Origin of the sequence: Oligoflexus sp., assembly GCF_035712445.1 — a bacterium.
In the GTDB taxonomy this organism is placed as follows: domain Bacteria; phylum Bdellovibrionota_B; class Oligoflexia; order Oligoflexales; family Oligoflexaceae; genus Oligoflexus.
The window spans coordinates 144779-161021 of sequence record NZ_DASTAT010000097.1 but is presented as its reverse complement, the minus strand read 5'-3'; the positions used below and the strand labels follow the sequence as shown (position 1 = coordinate 161021).

18 protein-coding genes are annotated in these 16243 nt (G+C 54.3%); 5 read left to right on the top strand and 13 right to left on the bottom strand.

What is annotated here, in order from left to right; translation table 11 throughout:
• The coding region (locus VFO10_RS21620; RefSeq protein ID WP_325144060.1) for a DUF6209 family protein at positions 1–566 on the top strand (566 nt) is incomplete at its 5' end.
• A gap of 48 nt (positions 567–614) precedes the next feature.
• Here the strand turns inward: VFO10_RS21620 and VFO10_RS21615 are convergent.
• Together VFO10_RS21615 and VFO10_RS21610 are read right to left on the bottom strand one after the other, a co-directional pair.
• Positions 615–1520: a hypothetical protein gene (locus VFO10_RS21615; protein ID WP_325144059.1), complete on the bottom strand. Its 906-nt coding sequence runs from the start codon at positions 1518–1520 to the stop codon at positions 615–617.
• Positions 1521–1682: 162 nt separating this feature from the next.
• The gene (locus VFO10_RS21610; protein ID WP_325144058.1) at positions 1683–2360 is read right to left on the bottom strand and encodes a hypothetical protein; all 678 of its coding nucleotides are present in this window, start codon (positions 2358–2360) and stop codon (positions 1683–1685) included.
• Positions 2361–2543: 183 nt separating this feature from the next.
• Between VFO10_RS21610 and VFO10_RS21605 the strand changes: the two genes are divergently transcribed.
• Complete coding sequence (locus tag VFO10_RS21605) at positions 2544–3707, top strand: DUF1615 family protein (RefSeq protein WP_325144057.1); 1164 nt, start codon at positions 2544–2546, stop codon at positions 3705–3707.
• Positions 3708–3721: 14 nt separating this feature from the next.
• Entirely contained in the window at positions 3722–4015 is a 294-nt protein-coding gene (locus tag VFO10_RS21600; protein ID WP_325144056.1) for a DUF1543 domain-containing protein, read from the top strand.
• 9 nt (positions 4016–4024) lie between these two features.
• Here VFO10_RS21600 and VFO10_RS21595 read toward each other — a convergent pair whose 3' ends face one another.
• From VFO10_RS21595 to VFO10_RS21585, 3 genes are all read right to left on the bottom strand, one after another.
• On the bottom strand, positions 4025–4813 hold the full coding sequence (locus VFO10_RS21595; protein WP_325144055.1) for an RES family NAD+ phosphorylase: 789 nt from the start codon (positions 4811–4813) through the stop codon (positions 4025–4027).
• A 9-nt stretch (positions 4814–4822) separates the two neighbouring features.
• On the bottom strand, positions 4823–5248 hold the full coding sequence (locus VFO10_RS21590; RefSeq protein WP_325144054.1) for a hypothetical protein: 426 nt from the start codon (positions 5246–5248) through the stop codon (positions 4823–4825).
• 147 nt (positions 5249–5395) lie between these two features.
• On the bottom strand, positions 5396–5881 hold the full coding sequence (locus tag VFO10_RS21585) for a GreA/GreB family elongation factor (protein ID WP_325144053.1): 486 nt from the start codon (positions 5879–5881) through the stop codon (positions 5396–5398).
• 145 nt (positions 5882–6026) lie between these two features.
• Between VFO10_RS21585 and VFO10_RS21580 the strand changes: the two genes are divergently transcribed.
• Positions 6027–6566 carry a hypothetical protein gene (locus VFO10_RS21580; RefSeq protein ID WP_325144052.1) on the top strand — a complete coding sequence of 180 codons (540 nt, stop codon included), beginning with the start codon at positions 6027–6029 and terminating at the stop codon, positions 6564–6566.
• A gap of 13 nt (positions 6567–6579) precedes the next feature.
• On the opposite strand, the gene VFO10_RS21575 is transcribed toward VFO10_RS21580, so the two are convergent.
• The 7 genes from VFO10_RS21575 to VFO10_RS21545 form a co-directional block, all read right to left on the bottom strand.
• Positions 6580–8505, bottom strand: coding sequence for a methionine--tRNA ligase (locus VFO10_RS21575; protein ID WP_325144051.1), 1926 nt, complete (start codon positions 8503–8505; stop codon positions 6580–6582).
• 77 nt (positions 8506–8582) lie between these two features.
• Positions 8583–9362 (bottom strand): hypothetical protein, encoded by a 780-nt coding sequence (locus VFO10_RS21570; protein ID WP_325144050.1) that lies wholly within the window; start codon positions 9360–9362, stop codon positions 8583–8585.
• Positions 9363–9365: 3 nt separating this feature from the next.
• Positions 9366–10592 carry a hypothetical protein gene (locus VFO10_RS21565; protein ID WP_325144049.1) on the bottom strand — a complete coding sequence of 409 codons (1227 nt, stop codon included), beginning with the start codon at positions 10590–10592 and terminating at the stop codon, positions 9366–9368.
• 90 nt (positions 10593–10682) lie between these two features.
• Positions 10683–11627: a sulfite exporter TauE/SafE family protein gene (locus VFO10_RS21560; RefSeq protein ID WP_325144048.1), complete on the bottom strand. Its 945-nt coding sequence runs from the start codon at positions 11625–11627 to the stop codon at positions 10683–10685.
• Between the two features lie 2 nt (positions 11628–11629).
• On the bottom strand, positions 11630–12007 hold the full coding sequence (locus tag VFO10_RS21555) for a hypothetical protein (protein WP_325144047.1): 378 nt from the start codon (positions 12005–12007) through the stop codon (positions 11630–11632).
• A gap of 122 nt (positions 12008–12129) precedes the next feature.
• The gene (locus tag VFO10_RS21550; RefSeq protein WP_325144046.1) at positions 12130–14217 is read right to left on the bottom strand and encodes a hypothetical protein; all 2088 of its coding nucleotides are present in this window, start codon (positions 14215–14217) and stop codon (positions 12130–12132) included.
• A gap of 14 nt (positions 14218–14231) precedes the next feature.
• Entirely contained in the window at positions 14232–14495 is a 264-nt protein-coding gene (locus VFO10_RS21545) for a hypothetical protein (RefSeq protein ID WP_325144045.1), read from the bottom strand.
• Positions 14496–14707: 212 nt separating this feature from the next.
• Here VFO10_RS21545 and VFO10_RS21540 point away from each other — a divergent pair, with 212 nt between their 5' ends.
• The gene (locus VFO10_RS21540) at positions 14708–15466 is read left to right on the top strand and encodes a hypothetical protein (protein ID WP_325144044.1); all 759 of its coding nucleotides are present in this window, start codon (positions 14708–14710) and stop codon (positions 15464–15466) included.
• Positions 15467–15487: 21 nt separating this feature from the next.
• Here the strand turns inward: VFO10_RS21540 and VFO10_RS21535 are convergent, their stop codons facing one another.
• On the bottom strand, positions 15488–16216 hold the full coding sequence (locus VFO10_RS21535) for a hypothetical protein (RefSeq protein WP_325144043.1): 729 nt from the start codon (positions 16214–16216) through the stop codon (positions 15488–15490).
• Between the last annotated feature and the right edge of the window lie 27 nt (positions 16217–16243).

Genomic DNA, 16243 nt, shown 5'->3' with positions numbered 1-16243 from the left:
ATGGAGCGCCAGCGATAGCGTTCGACCTGATGGGCGGACAGGGCACGCCGTATCTTTTCGCGCAAAGAACGAACTTCGTCGTTCCCAAAGGCAAAGAGCTGGCCCTTTGGTTCAAGGGATCAGATGCCACGGGTTGCGTGGAATGGGACTCGAATTATGGACGGAATTATAATTTCCCGATTACCGCGCTCCCGGATATCCCGCTGCTCGCCTTCCACGGAGACTGGACAGTGACCCAGGAGGGAGTCATCCGGTCTGGAGAACCTCTGCGGCTGCATTATGATCTGAATCGCGCCACCAGCTGCCGGGCTTTCGGTTACCTGGGAACGGCCTCATGGAATGTTCATCCCCATGCCGTCGTGGATGGAAAAGCTTTTGAGCTTCCCGCCTTGACTTACGGCATGACCTGGAATCTTCGGGGTCAGCAGGACATCATCTTCAGGGTGCCCGAAGGTCGGGAGTTGACGCTCTGGTTTGAAAATGAAAGTTTCGAGTATTACACCGGCACCAGCTGCCGTTCCTATGACTCGGATTATGGGCGTAATTTTCACTTCATGCTGAATTGAAGAAGAATGCTCAGGACGGTCCCGCCGTCCTGAACGGACCTTTTGCAATCAGTGAACGATGCAGATGGAATTGTCGCTGTAATCAGGCTGATCCTTGGCCAAAGTCAGACCGTCCGCAACCCACTGATCGCCGTAGCCCTGGCCCTGATTCGACTGGCAGTAGGGATAGCGAGGGGCAGGGGTCCACTCAGGTCCTGCAGGCGTGGGATCATGGGCATCGAGCAGCTCCACATCATATTCCAGATTGCCATCTATGAATCCCTGCGCGTTTTGTTTGGCGAGCAGCAAAAATGCGGAGGCGGAAATATCCACCTGTGGTCCCTGGCAGTGACCGGATGGGATGTTCTGGCTATGAGCCTGGGGACAGAAATCCGTGATGTAGAGAACGATGGAATGCGGAGTGCTGGGTTCATGTCCCACCCGCTCCTGGGCCTTCTGCCGAAAAATTTCCGGGATATAATTGTTCTGCGGCACACGGCCTTTGTTCATTTCCGCCAGAAGCGAAGGACTGCCGGGTTCCGCGCAACCCGGATGCCCTGATTTACAGGTCAAACGCAGCTTGCGGCCGCATAGATCCCAGTTTTCATAGCAGGAAGGCTCTCCGCCGTGGGCATTGGGTCCGCAGCGCTGAAGGCCGAGCTTATCCATCAGATCACTCGGCGCCACAAACCAGACCGCGTAATCACCTTCACGGTATTTGCGGGCGAAGCCCTCATCGCGAGCCTTGTGATCACAGGCAAGGCCGCCTTCAAACGTTGTCAGCGGTCCCATATCGGATTCCCAGCGTCCATCTTTCCACCAGGTGTTGAATGTTGTGTTGATGATGGAACCCTTGGCCCAACTCTTTTGTCCGCGCGTGGCTTCTTCCGCTTTCAAAGAGGAAGGGGCGCACGACATGAGGAGAAAACTCAAAGGCAGACTCCGCAGCAGCATGGGTAATGCATTCAAAGACATGGCATCCTCAAAACAGGTTGAAACAAAAAACTTCTTTTTTGCCTGTACGGAATCACCGACACATTTCTGGCGCGATTCCGCAGGAAAAAAGAAGTTGTGAAGTATTTCAGCTGTCGAGGAAAGTTCTTTCTTTGAACTTACTAAAAAGTTTGAAACCTCTGATCAGGGTTTTAATTCCTGCCGACAGGTCTGGTCCTTGATTTCACGGCCCGCACGCAGATAAGTGATGCGTTTGAGTGATTGCATGATGTCAGCGGCGCCAAAAATCTCTTCGTCGCCGACGACCAACACATAGTCAGCTATGCGGCCTGCGGGTTCCCACACGACAATTTCATAGGGGCCTGGAACTGTGACAATGAGCGAGCCGGTTTTCTGTTCAAAGTATCGCGTGCCTGTGATGCCTTCTTCAATCACAGGTCCCTGCTCTGTATTGCTGAGAGCATAAACGCCCTGATCCGCAGCCACGGTGAACGGCAGCTGCGCATCAGCCGCTTCCTGTGGTAAACCGTCCTGCTGCGGACCGATCAACGCTACGCTGGGCAGCACAGAGGCATAAGGTGCACAGGCGGGAACGATGGTATTGAAAGTAACCTTGCGACCTGGACGACCGGCGGCATCCACCACGGCCTTGGCATCTTTGAAATCCGCTTCCGTCAGCGTGAAAACCACCCGATCCTGATCGGTCGCGTTGCTGAAGCTGGAGTAAAGAGCCAGGGATTTTTCGATCGGCGGTTGAGCTGTGAACGCGGCATCGTCCTTATAATCAAGTCCTTCGACATAGGGAACATGAGCGTAAGCAGGAAGAGCAAGAAAAAGACTGGCGAGGCATAGTTTTTTCATGAGCTACTCCTTGATTAAATCCTGAATTCTCACGAGCGAGTATCCCGCGCACGAAGGGCTTTGTCGAGCATCCTGCATATTTTGACGGTGTTTGAATTCGGGGATAAAGAATAAAACCCATTGTCTCCAGAGCCCGCCTCAGGTCAGATGGGGAGGGATTTTTTTCGCGAGAGAAAGAGAACTATGCGCATCTCTGCTGTATTCCTGGGCCTGGCTTTGTCCGTCAATCTTGTTAGCTGTGTGACGCCGGGTGCTGATGGCCTTGGCGAGGGCGCCGCGCCGCAGCTTGCAACAGTTGATATCGTTCAACACATACCGCCTCATGTGCCCGATCGCGAAGGCTGGGCCGATGATATTGCCTTTGCTCTGCGTTCCCTCGATAAGGAAATTACGGCCGAACGCGTCTGCGCCGTCATCGCTGTGATTGAACAGGAATCCGGCTATCAGACTGATCCCGTGGTGCCCAATCTTCCTCAGATCGTGCGCGAGGGTTTGAAGAAAAAATTCGCACGCCTCGGTCCCCTGGCTCAGCCCGCGTTGGATACTCTTCTGTCCGGCAAGGCGCCGGGGAGCAATGAAACCTTCAATCAAAGGATCAATAGATTAAGGACGGAGCGCGATCTGGACCGCTTCTTCCGCGATATCTCGGCGACCTATAAGCAAAGCCTGCCGGGAACCTATGCGATCGCGTCGGCGATTTCCCTGATTCTCGGCAAGGGTTCGCTGCAGAATTTGAATCCGGTGACCACCGCCGGAAGCATGCAGGTGAAGATCGCCTATGCACGGGAGATTGATGAGCTGAAGTCGATGAGCGAGGAGCAGCTGCGGGAATATCTTTATACGCGGATGGGCGGTATCCGGGTGGGTACGGCGCGGCTTATCAATTATCCGGCGTCCTATGATGATCTCATTTATCGCTTCGCGGATTTCAACGTCGGTATGTATGCCTCACGGAATGCTGCATTTCAGGCTATGCTGAAGGACCTCACCGGCCGGGCCCTGGCGCTGGATGGTGATCTTCTTGCTTATGATGAGGACGGGGAAGCGAAGGCCATTGAAACGGAAACGATGAAAGCTCTTCTGGCGTTCGGTGAGAAAAATGATCTTTCCGCCTGGACCATTCGTCGTGATTTGAAAAAAGAAAAAAGCGAGGAGTTCGAAGGCACTGACTCCTGGGAAAGGGTGCGCGAGGTCTGGCAGACGCGCAAGGGTCGCAAGCCAGCCTATGCCCGTGTTCCCGAAGTGGAGCTCGTGTCGCCAAAATTAATGCGGCCGCTTTCCACATCCTGGTTTGCCAATCGGGTCAAGCAGCGTTATCTCACCTGCCGCACCCGTGACAAGACTTAAAAATGGGAGTCAGCATGAAGCGTCTCTATATGGTGCACTGCGGATACTATGATCCGAGCGTGGGTCAGGGCCTTTTCGAAAACCATACCAACTTTTTTGTGTGTGCTGAGGACTTTGAAGACGCCCGGGCTCAGGCGCGGGAAAACGCCGAGTTCAAACGCCTGAAAATGCATATTGATGGTCTTATGGAGATTGAAACCGTATCCGGTCATCGGGTTATCCTGCAGGAGGATAAAAAACTGGCCGGAGTCACCCGCACTCGGAGTTTGAAGTATGGGTCGCGGACTCCGAAGATGCATGAGTATTGAGCCTTGCCCTCAATGCAGATGGAACGTCCATGACAATGGTGGTTCGTACAGGGTTTGGTGATAATCTGACTTTTTGATGTTCAGGCCTGTTTTCTTGCTATAGTGAAAATGATAGAACCTGAGGGTTTTTGCATTTTGCCCAGGGAGAGCATTCGGCTTGAAAATAGGCGCTGTTGTACCTCCTGTGGCTCGAGCCGAAGTTGACAGAACCATGGGAATACCCTGATCATGGACGAGGCTTCCAAGAGCCTGGCAAAAGTCGTAAGAGTCAGCGGTAAGACCTGCTGCCTCTGACGCAAAAGGCCGAAAGTCCCTCACACCTGGCACATCAAGATCAAGTCTTACGACTCTTTTATCCACCACTTTATCAATAAAGCTCGGAGTCGTATTCTGTTCATATTCGCAGTCTTTCAAAAAATGAAACGCTACTTCAGCAAGGGCCGTTTCTTCTTGCAGAGCAGCATAAAAGACGGGATAGCGGCCATCTGAAAATCGACCATACTGCGCGTATTTCAAAGGATAGAGCAGCTCATCTCTGTCAATCACCTCCGAGATATACCCCTTTAAAAAAATTTCCAGGTCACCATATTGAAAAGGCTGCTCCTGCTGGGGTTTTGAAAAATCGATCCCGGAATCTCTGTTAGCCAGGTCTTTAAGGATTTCCAGATCTGGATCTCCTTCTCGAAAGCCGATATCTGCAAATAAGTTTTTAGTCGGAAAGGAAGTAAAAATAGCTCGAAACACCGGGCCCGAAAACCTCGAATCCTTGGTTTTCTCAAGAAGTTCCTTAGGCTCCAAAACTTAACCTCATCCCGCAGTGCGCTTGATATCAAGAATCCGTCTGAGCGCAGTCAACCTCGAAATGGGCCGACGTTCGTCCTCCAGAATAAATTCCATCGGAGTCTTGTCGCTGAGCTCTTTCATCGGCCGTCTGAAAAAAGAAACTTTGAGCCTGTGATTTCCTTCGAGCTCATCAGCACGCGGATAAAGTATGCCAAGGCTTTTATGGATTCCCACGAGCTGTCCAACAACAATCTCGGCAGACTCTGCGTCGGGAATGGATGCGTTCTCTTCGAGCTTGCCAAGAGGAGCACGATTGTTCTTGGAAAGACCGAGTAAAATAGCCTGATCTTCACGACGGAATTCGTAGAAACGAGCAATGCCCCAAAAGGCTTTCCCCAAAACCCGGCGGATTTGTTCAGGGCTGTAACTTCGTGCTGTTTGGGTCGGCATGGAACCTGGCCTCCTTCACCAAACTATCGGTTATTTTAAACCAAAAGTAAAGAGACTCATATATCCAATTGATAATATTGAACTAATTATGTTTGTTTTTAACCGTTAAGGTGAGCTCGCGTGGGTCGACGGGCCTTGAATCACGTCTCACAATACCCGGACAACGTCGTACTCCTTGATCACGCCACCGGCTTTCACCTTCACCACATCTCCGACCATCTTATTCATCAGCGCCTGGCCTAAAGGCGCCTGCGGCGTGACGACCAGCACCGGCTGCCCTTCCCACTGGAGTCCAAAACCTGCCCCTAGCGGCAGGATAAAATAGAGGGAAGACCGCCCATCCTGCTCCAGTTCCACGAGGGCCGTGGGTCCAATTTTGTCGTCCTCCGCAAAATCCCGCATGGCCATGTTCTGCAGAAGAAGCAGCATGGATTTGAGTTCCTGCAGACGTTCGCGCTGGGCTCCCGCAAGGTACGAGGCTTCCAGGCCGCGCGTGTCGTACTTGTTTTCCGGTTTGGCCTCGGGATGCGTGGCGGCTTCGGAGGCGCTGTCCAAGGATTTTTGCAGGACACGCATCTCGTCTTCGATCAAAGGCACGAGTTGCATGACGAGCTGGCTTTTTCGATCCGACATGATGCCTCCCCAGGTGTTCATGCTTTTTACAGCATCACCGCAGTTCTGTCCACGGGATCACTTTGGCTGAAGCCGAATCAAGCTCGCCGCTAGCATCCCTTGCAAAATTGCGGTAAACATAGGGAAAGTGCAGGAGGACAGACGCGTGAACAATGTTAAATTTGGTCTGGGCTTCATATTGCTCCTGGCCGTCGTGCTTGCCGCCTCATCCCTCTTTTTCAGGGGTCGGAGCGAACCCGAACCCGCGGAAACCGTGGGACTGATCGAAGAGCAGCCGCTGGAGCAGCCCGAGCCAGCCAGTCGGACCAAACCTCAGGAGACCGAAGCCATTGCCAATGAGCGCAACGCCAGCGAGCAGGCGCTCGATGGGGATGTGAATACCAGCGTGGCGGCGGAAGAGGTCGAGGAGGAACCGGAAAGCAATCTCGAAAGCGTCTTTATGAATTTGACCCAGGAAATGGCGCGACGCGGTTACGCCCAGGGTCTGAGTGAATGCATCGAATCGCAGTTCCGCGAAAATCAGGGTATTGAAAATCCGAAGGACCTGGATGCGATGCTGCAGATTTGCGAGGGGCAGTACAAGGTCGAGGCTCAGCAACGCCAGCAGATCCGTGAAGTCGTTCTGCAGGCCATTGCCAAAGCCCAGACCAAACCCGAGGATGCGGACAAGACCAGCATCCAATAGGTCTGGATTTTCCTTATTCAGCAGCAGGGAAAAACTGCTGCTTCTCACCGATCGCATGACCGGCTGGTATCGGCCGGCCCAGCTCTTCAATCGTAAACGCATCCGGGCTCAAACGCAGCGACTCACGCACCTTGTTCATGGTATCCGGCACAAAAGGATAGAGCATGATCATGATGTTCTTCAGCACATAGAAGCACGAGAAAAGCGCATCGCGGCGGCTGTCCTCGGGCTGACGGTCATCATGCGGCTTGAACTGCGTGAAAAGGCTGTTGATCTGCCGGGCATAGTTTTCGATCGCAAAAAGTAGCGTGGAATATTCCGCGCGTTCCATCGACCGCAGGTAGCGCTTGATGATCTGCGTGGTTTCCTGCTGAACCTTTTCCATCAGCTGGCCATCGGGCACCTTGCCATCGAATTTGGAATGGGCGGCCGCGATCGGTTTTTCAAAGGCGGCATTCATAGGACCGGCCAGGAAGCGATTGCGATCCTTGAAGGTTTCGAAATCAAAGTTCGAGCTTTTCTCGGGCAGACTCAAAAGCGCCAGGAAATACCGCACCTGATCGGGGTGGAAACCTTTTTCATCCAGCAGCTGATCGCCGGAATAAAAATTGCCGCGCGACTTGCTCATCTTTTCCCCGTCGATCATCAGGTGATAGACGCTGAAAATCTCGGTGAGCTGATAGTCGCCTTCCTTGGGAAGACGCTCAGGATTATCCTGGGTGCCGAGCCACAGGGCGCCCTGCATGATCGTATAAAAGAAGACATTGTCCTGGCCCAGGAACTGATAGACGCGGGCCTTGGGATCACGCCAGAACTCTTTGTAAAGCTCGGGATCCTTGCCTTTGGCTTTCAACGCGACCTTGGAAAAGGAAATAGGCGCGATCAAGGAATCCGGCCACACGTAAAGGGTCTTGCCTTTGGTTTCCGCACCCATCTCCGGCGGCAAAGGAATGCCCCAGGTCACATCGCGCGTAATCGACCGATGCGCCCAGCCGTCGATGAGTTCGCTCGGGATTTTATTCCTGTTCAGCTCGGCCTGGCCCGTGGCCAGATCCTGCTTGTTTTCAAAGGTCAGAGCCACTTTTTTACCGGCCGCATATTTGCTTTTATGCTTCGGCAGCGTGGCTTTGATTTCCTTGTATTGGGCTTCGAAGGTATTATCAAAACGCAGCGAGGGCAGAACCGTCTCGATCACTTCGGTGAAGACGGCTTTACGCCATTTCTTTTCCTTGCCCTGCACCCAGATGCGCAGCTGCTCGGAAACGCGCCACATATCAAGCCACCAGTGAAGCGTGTCCCTGAGTTCCGGGGTCGCATCACTCAATGCGCTGCGTGGATTCTGCAGTTCGGTCGGATCATAATGCGCGCCGCAGCGATCGCATTCGTCACTGTACGCGTCCTTGTTATCGCACTTGGGATTCGGACACTGGCCGCGCACGAAGCGATCCTGCAGAAAGCGATCGAGCTTGGTATCGAACCACTGGCGGCTGACCTTTTTATTCAGCATCCCGTTCTTATCCAGACGCCGGAGAAAATCCTGCGCCGTTTCCTTGTGAATGGGAAAGCAATCGGGGTGCGAAGTCCCCGTATAGATATCCATGGCAATACTGTAGCGTTGCAGGGTATCCCGCTGCTTTTCGCGAATGCTGCCGATGAATTCCTGGATGGTTTTGCCGGCCTGCATGGCGGCGAGTTCACTGGTGGAGCCGTGGTCATCGGTGCCGCAGACATAAAGCACGTTCTCAGCGCCGATCAGCATGCGCAGCCAGCGGGCATAGACATCCGCGGGAATTTGCGCGCCGGCCAGATGACCGAGATGCAAAGGACCATTGGCGTAGGGCATACCTGCAGTAACTACCGCGCGACTGGGGCGTTCCACCTGAGCCTTAAGCCCTTCGATATCAAGGGGGCCCCGCGCTTCCTGATGAGATGTATTCAAAGTGACTTATCCTTTCCTGGGACTTCCGGCGTATCAGCCCTGCGAGCTGTCCGCACAAGATAGCCCAGGACAGGCGTTCAATTCACCCTTTTTTCGCGGACCGGAAAGTCCACATTGTCCTTGATCCACTTGAAAAGACGCTCCTGCTTTTCGAAGGGCTGATCCTTCAAAAAGATGTCCGAAGCGTGCCACTGAGCCATGACCTGATCATCCTGGGTCCAGACGCGCACGCGCTTGCGCGGCACTTCCTCCTGCCAGGCGGCGCCGGTGACCGCGGACGTATAAAGAACGCGGACCGTCATCTTCCGACTCAGGTTTTCCAAGGGCTTCAGATTCAGCATCTTGTAGTTGGTCTTGCCGTTCGGCGTCGGCGCATCAGGAATGCCATCCGAGAAAAGAATGATCTCGGTGGGTTTCATCATGAGCTTTCTGTTCTTAATGAAGGTCGCCACCTGATCGAAGTAGGCATTGAAGTCGGTGAACTTGTTGGTGATCTTCATGGGGAAAATCTTCCTGAGTTCCGCTTCGATCTCTTCGATTTTCTTGTACTGAAAGGTCTGAATCGGGAAAAAGGTCTTCGCCTCATCCACCGTCGCGCCGCCGATAGGTCCCACAAAAAGAGAACCAGGAACCTTCAGTCCGCCAATCCCATGCAAATGCGCATAAAGATAATGCGCCGCGAATTTTATGGAGTCGTCGAAATACTTGCGGTTCTTGAACGAACCACTGATATCCATTCCGACGAACATCACCATGTTGCCCTTGGGTTCGTCCTTGTCGTCATCAGCCAGTGCCGGACGCGCGCCGAAGATCAGCGAGAGGAGCCAGATGTGGAGCAGCAGTTTGGAAACAGTCATGGTTCAATCCTTTCGCACGGATTTACGGGCTTTTTCAATCAGATCCTTGGTATCCAGGATGTCCTGGAAACTACGGAACGGCAGCTGGAACAGGTGATTGCCACCGATCAAAAGCGTACAGAAGTTGATGCAGACCGCGAGGATCTGCAGGGGCGGCACGAGGAAGGAACTGAGGATGTAATCACCCTTGTTCTGCACCCAGTCCATCTCTTCGCGGAATTCAGTCATGGCGCTGTGAATATAGACCAGCATGGGATTCTGGCTTTTGCCGCTGCTGACTGCCGAGCGCGTGCTGCCTTCCATGCTGATCCCGGTTCTTTGAATCATGGCCAGGAGCATGGGGATCGCCGAGGCTCCGAAGAGGAACCAGGTCATACAGCGGATACCGAACCAGACCGCGAAGGCAATGCTGAGCGTTCCGACGATGCCGAGTTCAAAGTTATCACCGGCGTGCTGGGCGAACCAGGGCACCAGGGCATCCACGAATTCACGGTAGAAGAGCACGGTTTCCACTGCGGCCACGATGATTTCAATCAGAGCATAGGCGACCACCGCACCCCATCTTTTTTCCTTCACCGCCTGGCCCAGGGTGTGGATCACCGCATACGACCCCAGGACGAAGAAGGTGAAGACCACGAAGAGGCCGATTTTCAGGATGGTTCCACCTTGAAATTCGCCGTCGCTGAAGCTTTCCATCACGTTGACCACAAGGTCATGCATGACGAAGGTAAAAATTGCCGCCTCCACAAAGGTCCAGACGATCATCATCATGATCGCCGGCCAGGGAATCCCGCGTTGAAAGCTGGTATTGGAAACCTCGCCGAAGGCCCGCATGGGAAAGAGCAGAAGGTCCTTGGCCATCAGAAGAAAACCCAGAACGACGAGGCGTACGAAACCGTAAGCCCAGCCCCCAAGGTTTATTATGAAGCGGACGATGCCGCCCCAGAAGTGAAAGATCGCGCGACCGAGGTCCCACCAGGTCAGGAAGAAGGCCGAGATGAACTCCCGCCTGTTCTGCCTCACGATGATGGACAGCACGTTCGGCACCGAAACCCAGCAGCAGAAGATGATCGCCGCGGCCGGGAAGAGCAGCAGGATACGTTTCGCGAGCGCTATACTCAAGGGATCCTGCGCGCCCCAGACGAACTGAAACACATCAGTTTGAAAAAAGAGCGGGAAGACCAGGGCCATCGCCACATACTTCCACGGCGTTTCCAAGTTTTCGAACATGCCTACCTCGCGACAGGAATATGTCTTTGCTTTCAGTCTAGCATGGGCCTGGAAAGGCCAGGATGGGCAGGTTTTGCAGTCCAAAAATAATCAGGATGTTGGTTTACGCCGGGGTTTCAAAACCTTGAAGAGGGCGATCACAATCAATAGAAGGCCGCTGCCGAAAAGCAGGATGTGCGCGGTCAGATCATAATGCAAGCGCTTGAGCAGCATGGAGCCGAGAGCGGCAAAGATCAAAAGGACAAAGAGGAGCTGCAGGCTCTCATTGCGTGAACGATGAGCCAACGACGCGCCGAGCTGGGCTCCACCGATCGCGCCGATCATCAAAAGAAGGGCGATGGGGACATTCGATAGACCGGCGGCACCATAGGCGAGCGCTCCATAGGCGCTCGACAGAAACACGGTCGCAAGGCTGGTGCCAACCGCTTCCTTGATACTGCAGCCGCCGAGGAAGACAAAGGCCGGGATATAGAAAAACCCACCACCCAGGCCTGTCAGCGCGGAAAGTATACCCACCAAAAAACCGACCACGGCCGGAGCCAGGAGCGGAATCGCATGAGGATGACCGCGCATGGTCACCGACGGGCCGCGCGTCCACCAACCCTGCATGGGGGCCTTGGATTCACCGGATTGCCCCTTCCGCAATTTCCGCAGCATGGACACACCCAGATAGGCCATCAGTCCCATATAGAGCCAGCTGAGACCTTCGTCGGCATGCACCTGTTTCGCCCAGGCACTCATGATTACGCGTCCCACATGCATGCCGACCATACCGGGAATGCCGAAGATCAAAGCCAAAGGCAGCGAGACATTTTTATTGCGAAGATGTTTGAAGGAACCCGAGAGGGAAGCGCCGACCATTTGCGTCAGAGTTGTGGCCACAGCCATGGGCATCGACAGACCCAGAATATGCAGAGCGGGCGTCATGAGTATGCCGCCGCCCACACCTAAAAGTCCGCTCAATACACCAATAGCCAGTCCGAGCAGGACCAGCCAGGTCGGTGCAATGGGTAATGCCGCAATCCAATCGCTCAATCTCAGGCTTTCTTGCCATCAAGCAAAGACATCAGCTTGGCGCGCATTTCAGGATTGCCGAGGGCTGCATGCAGTTTATATTCAAACGGAGTCAGCTCTTCAATCTTGGCATCCCACCATTCCTGGGGAACTGTGGCCAGAGCTTCGGTGACGATGTCACTGAGTTCCACGCCCTTGACGCCGCGATCTTTCAGAGCGGTCTGGAATTGGGCCAGAGCAGCATTATCATCTTCAGCCAGAGTCAGGCGGATTTTCTTGCCAGCGGCCTGCGCGCCCGCGCGGGTATCCGCAGACTCAGCGGCATCGTCCTGTGCGGCAGCGGCGGCAGCGGCGGCTTTGCCTTTTTTTCCAGTTTCCTTTTCCTGAGCTACTTCCGTCATAATTTAATGACTCCCTTACAACAAATTCTTCAAGGCCCACGTACTTTATATCAAAACGCGGAAAATACCAGTCCTCGGTTTTTTACCATACGAATTTACAGATGACCAGAAGGGATGCTCAACTACTTGGCAAAAATTTTCAACTCGCGGCTGTCAACCCGTTCGCCGGTGCTGCTGAGTCGCATCAGCGTGACCTGAGTGAGTGAGGGAAGGAGGAGAGGTGTTGTGCTCATAAAGAAGGCGCGATCGGGATGACGACCGATCGCCTGCAGGGGAATCCAGGAGGCTTTGTTCGCGTCGCAGACCGCTCGTGCGCCGAGGCAAAGGGCCATGGCTTCTGCACTGGGTGCCGAGGCCAGGACGTGCACGGCGTTTTCCTCGGGGCCTGCATCCAGAAGGGCGAGATTCAGGGTGGTCGCCGCAGGCGGCAGGGTTGCCACGCTGTCCTCGCAAGGTTCGGCGGTGGTCAGGCCATGGCGGGCAAAGACCGTATTAATAAGACAATGATTGGGACCCGGCGTGGCCGGATTGCTGTCATTGTCATCAATGCGCAGAACAGCCGCGTAACTTTCCAGATAGGAATCCACGGCCAAAAGATGGCGGAAGAAAAGGCGACCGGCATCATGGGCGCCGCGCGTGGCTCCGTAACGTTCGATCAGGGCCTGGCGCAATTCCCAGAAGGTGCTGGAGATGATCCCGCCTTCATAATGCATAGGACCGATGTCATCCGGGTAATTGCGCGTCTCGGTGAGATCGCGAATGGGCGTCGGATCATCGAAGACAAAATACGGGGCTATAGCGGGATCGCTATTGAAGTAAGCGGATACCACATCAGCAAGGCCTTCGGAAAAGGCGGGATCGCGGATGCCGGGATTGCGACCGACATGATCATCCAGGGCGTGACCCCATTCGTGATAGATGACATCATTCAAAAGGGCCATATTCGCACAACCTTTGCCCTCCTTATACAAAAGCATTTTTCTCTGCTTCGGCGAATAGAAGGCATTGCAGGATTGATCGGCGAGGTTCACGTTCACGACCAGCGCCTGGCCGAGGAAGGGAACATCCTGATCGGTTAAAAACTGCCGCGCGTAGCGGTTGATTCGTTGTACCGACACGAAGGCATTCACGGCGGCAAGTCGCGAGCTGTCATCGGGAAGGAAAAAACTGTCGGTCGTTTCCTGAAGTCCGGCCAGCGTTAGGGTCTCGGCCGCAAGGTTATCGAAAATCATGGCCCTTGGGCCGGTGAGTCCCACGCTCGTCGGTTTCACGCCTGCGGGCATCCAGGCTTCTGCGCCCAGGATAAAATTGCCTTCGGCTCCATTCGCGGCACTGAAGGATAAAGGATAGTCGCGCGGGCCGTCTTCGGCATAGGATCGTTTCAAAGCGCGGGTTAAAATAGGTTTCGCATGCACCGAAAGCGCCCAGGCGTCGAGCCAGACGGCTTCTTCAGGCAGGAGCGTCGCCTGATAATGTTCGCCGTCCATGCTCCACTCATACACCGTAGCCTTCTGCCAATGGAAACGGCCTTCCTCTAAAAAGGGGATCCATTCCTGTTCGATGCGTTCCACCACCAGATCGCTGCGACCTGTGAGGTCTTCGAGCCAGGCGATGGCTTCATCCCGTCCAGCGGCGCCTTGCTTTCCGCCGGTCGTTCCGTCATCCCCGCGCCGACCGTCATCCCCGCGCCGACCGTCATCCCGCGGAGCGGGACCGGTGATATTGCTTTGAATCTCACTCATCCGATAAGCGCCATCTGCCTGCCGCACAAAAACCAGCTGCAGAACATTATCCCGCACCGTGAGACCCTGAACCTTCCGTTCATAATTCAAAAACACGCGTCCTTCATCCTGTCGAACGAAGCGCACCGCGTGTTCCCATTCTCCCGCCTTCAAGTCACTCAGCATCGAACCATAACGTTCCGCCACCACCGGCAGCTGCTCTTCCAATTCCATCATCTGAAGATCGGGCATCATCCGCGTATCAAACTGGATCCACGACGCATAAGGGCTGTCCCCAAGCTGCTGGACGGCATGGATTTCCGCAGTATTCCCAAGCAGGGATAAACTCTCCAAAGGCTGCCGCGGCATAAAGCGATGAAATCGACCCCGGTCCATGAGTTCTTCCAACGGCGTCTCGGGCCCGGCCTTCCTTTCGTAAGGACGGCCGCAGGCGACAAGAGCGATCAGGATGAACCCAAGAAATCTCACAGCACTCCACCTTCTCAATCGACGGGCACGACATCAAAACCACTGCTGCCCACAAACGTCCGACCCGACCAGCGTTCCAGCCGCTGCCCGGGAATGATCAGAACTCCGCTTTTATCCACCGAAGGCTCCAGCGATGCTGCATATTCCAGCCGCACCACCTTCCGCGGGGTCTCGGTGTTCTTTCTTTTTTCATGGGTTTGCGAGGGATTGAAGGGCGAACCGCAGGCGCAGGAAATTATTACTAACAGGAAATAAGTTAAGCCGTGCCGTAATTTCATTTCCTTGTTCCTCTATACCGGACGTCCATAAAGGTTGTCGGAGCCCTGGGGAAAACCTTTAAATTTTCCACACGAACCCTGGGAAATTCATGGCTTATTCAGCTTGGTCCCTCGACAAATTGCGCTTTCCCAAAACCACGCTGCACTCTGCCGCTTAAGTATGCACTCAGCTGCCCGATGGAAATTCACTCTGTTCAGTTGAGGAGGAATACATGATGTTTCATAGAATGCGGCGGATGGCTGCACTCTTCGCTCTGATGACCTGGGCGCTGGCCTGTCCCGTCATCGCGCAAACTCCCGTCAAAACCCCTGTTAAAACCCCGATACCCGTGGTGAAACAAAGCGATCTCGCCCGCGTGGATCGTCGTCCCTCGAAAACCGGAAGAAGCGAAGGTTTCAGCGGCGAGAAGAAAAAAGCCAAAAACTTCTCCTATTCCTATCTTCTGCCGTTTGGCGTCGGCCAGTTCGAACGCGACAAGACAATTCTGGGAACCACTCTGGCTACAGCCCAGGCCGGCTTTCTTTTGATGTACTATGAACGCAGCAACGCCGTGCGCACCTCCAATGCCGATGCCGCCGACGTGATGCGCGGCGTGAACACCGCCACCGCCGGAAGCGATCCCGCGATCGTGGCTTTCCTGGATCAGAACGAAAAATTCACGCTGCAGGCGCAGCAGCAGGCGAGCATGGCTTTGCTGGGTTTTTTCGCGCTTTATACGGCCGGTGTCGTGGAAGCCGTCTTCGATCCCTTCAGCACACTGGGATCCGGCAAAGGCGGCAGCAAGAAGAAAAAGAAAGAGCGCGAGATGGATTTCAGCGAAAGCCCGAAGACCGAAACCCCGCGTGAAGACGCCTCGGCGCTTGCTCAGGAATTACGAGAGGAAGAGCGCAGTAAAATAGGCGTTTTCGTAGCTCCAACGCCCAAGGGCAGCGGTCCGACCGTGGGTCTTTCCATTCAAAAACCGTTCTGACAAGAATCCAAAACCTGCCCCTCATTCCAGGGGCAGCACATTCACAAGCGCAGTTTCCAGAATCCCGAAGGCCGACTCCCGACCTTCCGCTGTGAGCCGCAGGGACGCCGGCAATTCAAAATGCAGGGCCTTGTCCACCGTCTGCATGGAACCGCAGGCTTTGTTCTGCGAGGCGCGGAACCAGACATCATCCACACCTTCCACGGCAAAGATGGGATTTCTCAAAAGGCCTTTCAGGGTCTCGGGATTGAATCCTTTATGGGCCACTTCGATATGCGCAGCGCTGTCCTCGCGAACATTGCCATGGATTTCAACATAGAAGCGTGGACGGACGCGTTTGACTTTTTCCATCCAGGCTGTGAAGACGCGCTTAGCCAGGGGGTTGGGCCTTTCGCAATCATCATCATCCAAAAGCGTGGGCCGATTCACATTGAAGGGTTGCGCTGCATTCCCTCGGCCGCGAAACTGCATGGCCAGGATGCAGCTCCACTTGGGATGACGATCGCAGAGCTGCCGCACGATTTCATAGGTGCCTATATCAAAGTCACCATGGGGAGCCGTGATAACGATACCGCTGCCAGGCCTATAATAGAATTCTCCCTGCAATTCAAAAGGCAATCCCGAAGCCTGTGCGGCATTCTCCAAAAAATAGGCTTCTTTCTCGAAGACAAAAGAATTCTGCGCCAAAGCCCAACTGGAAAAAGGCATGATCCCGAAAAGCGGGAGAAACCCTTTCAACAATCGTCGCATGTCCAACTCCCATCTGCAATTTGAGCA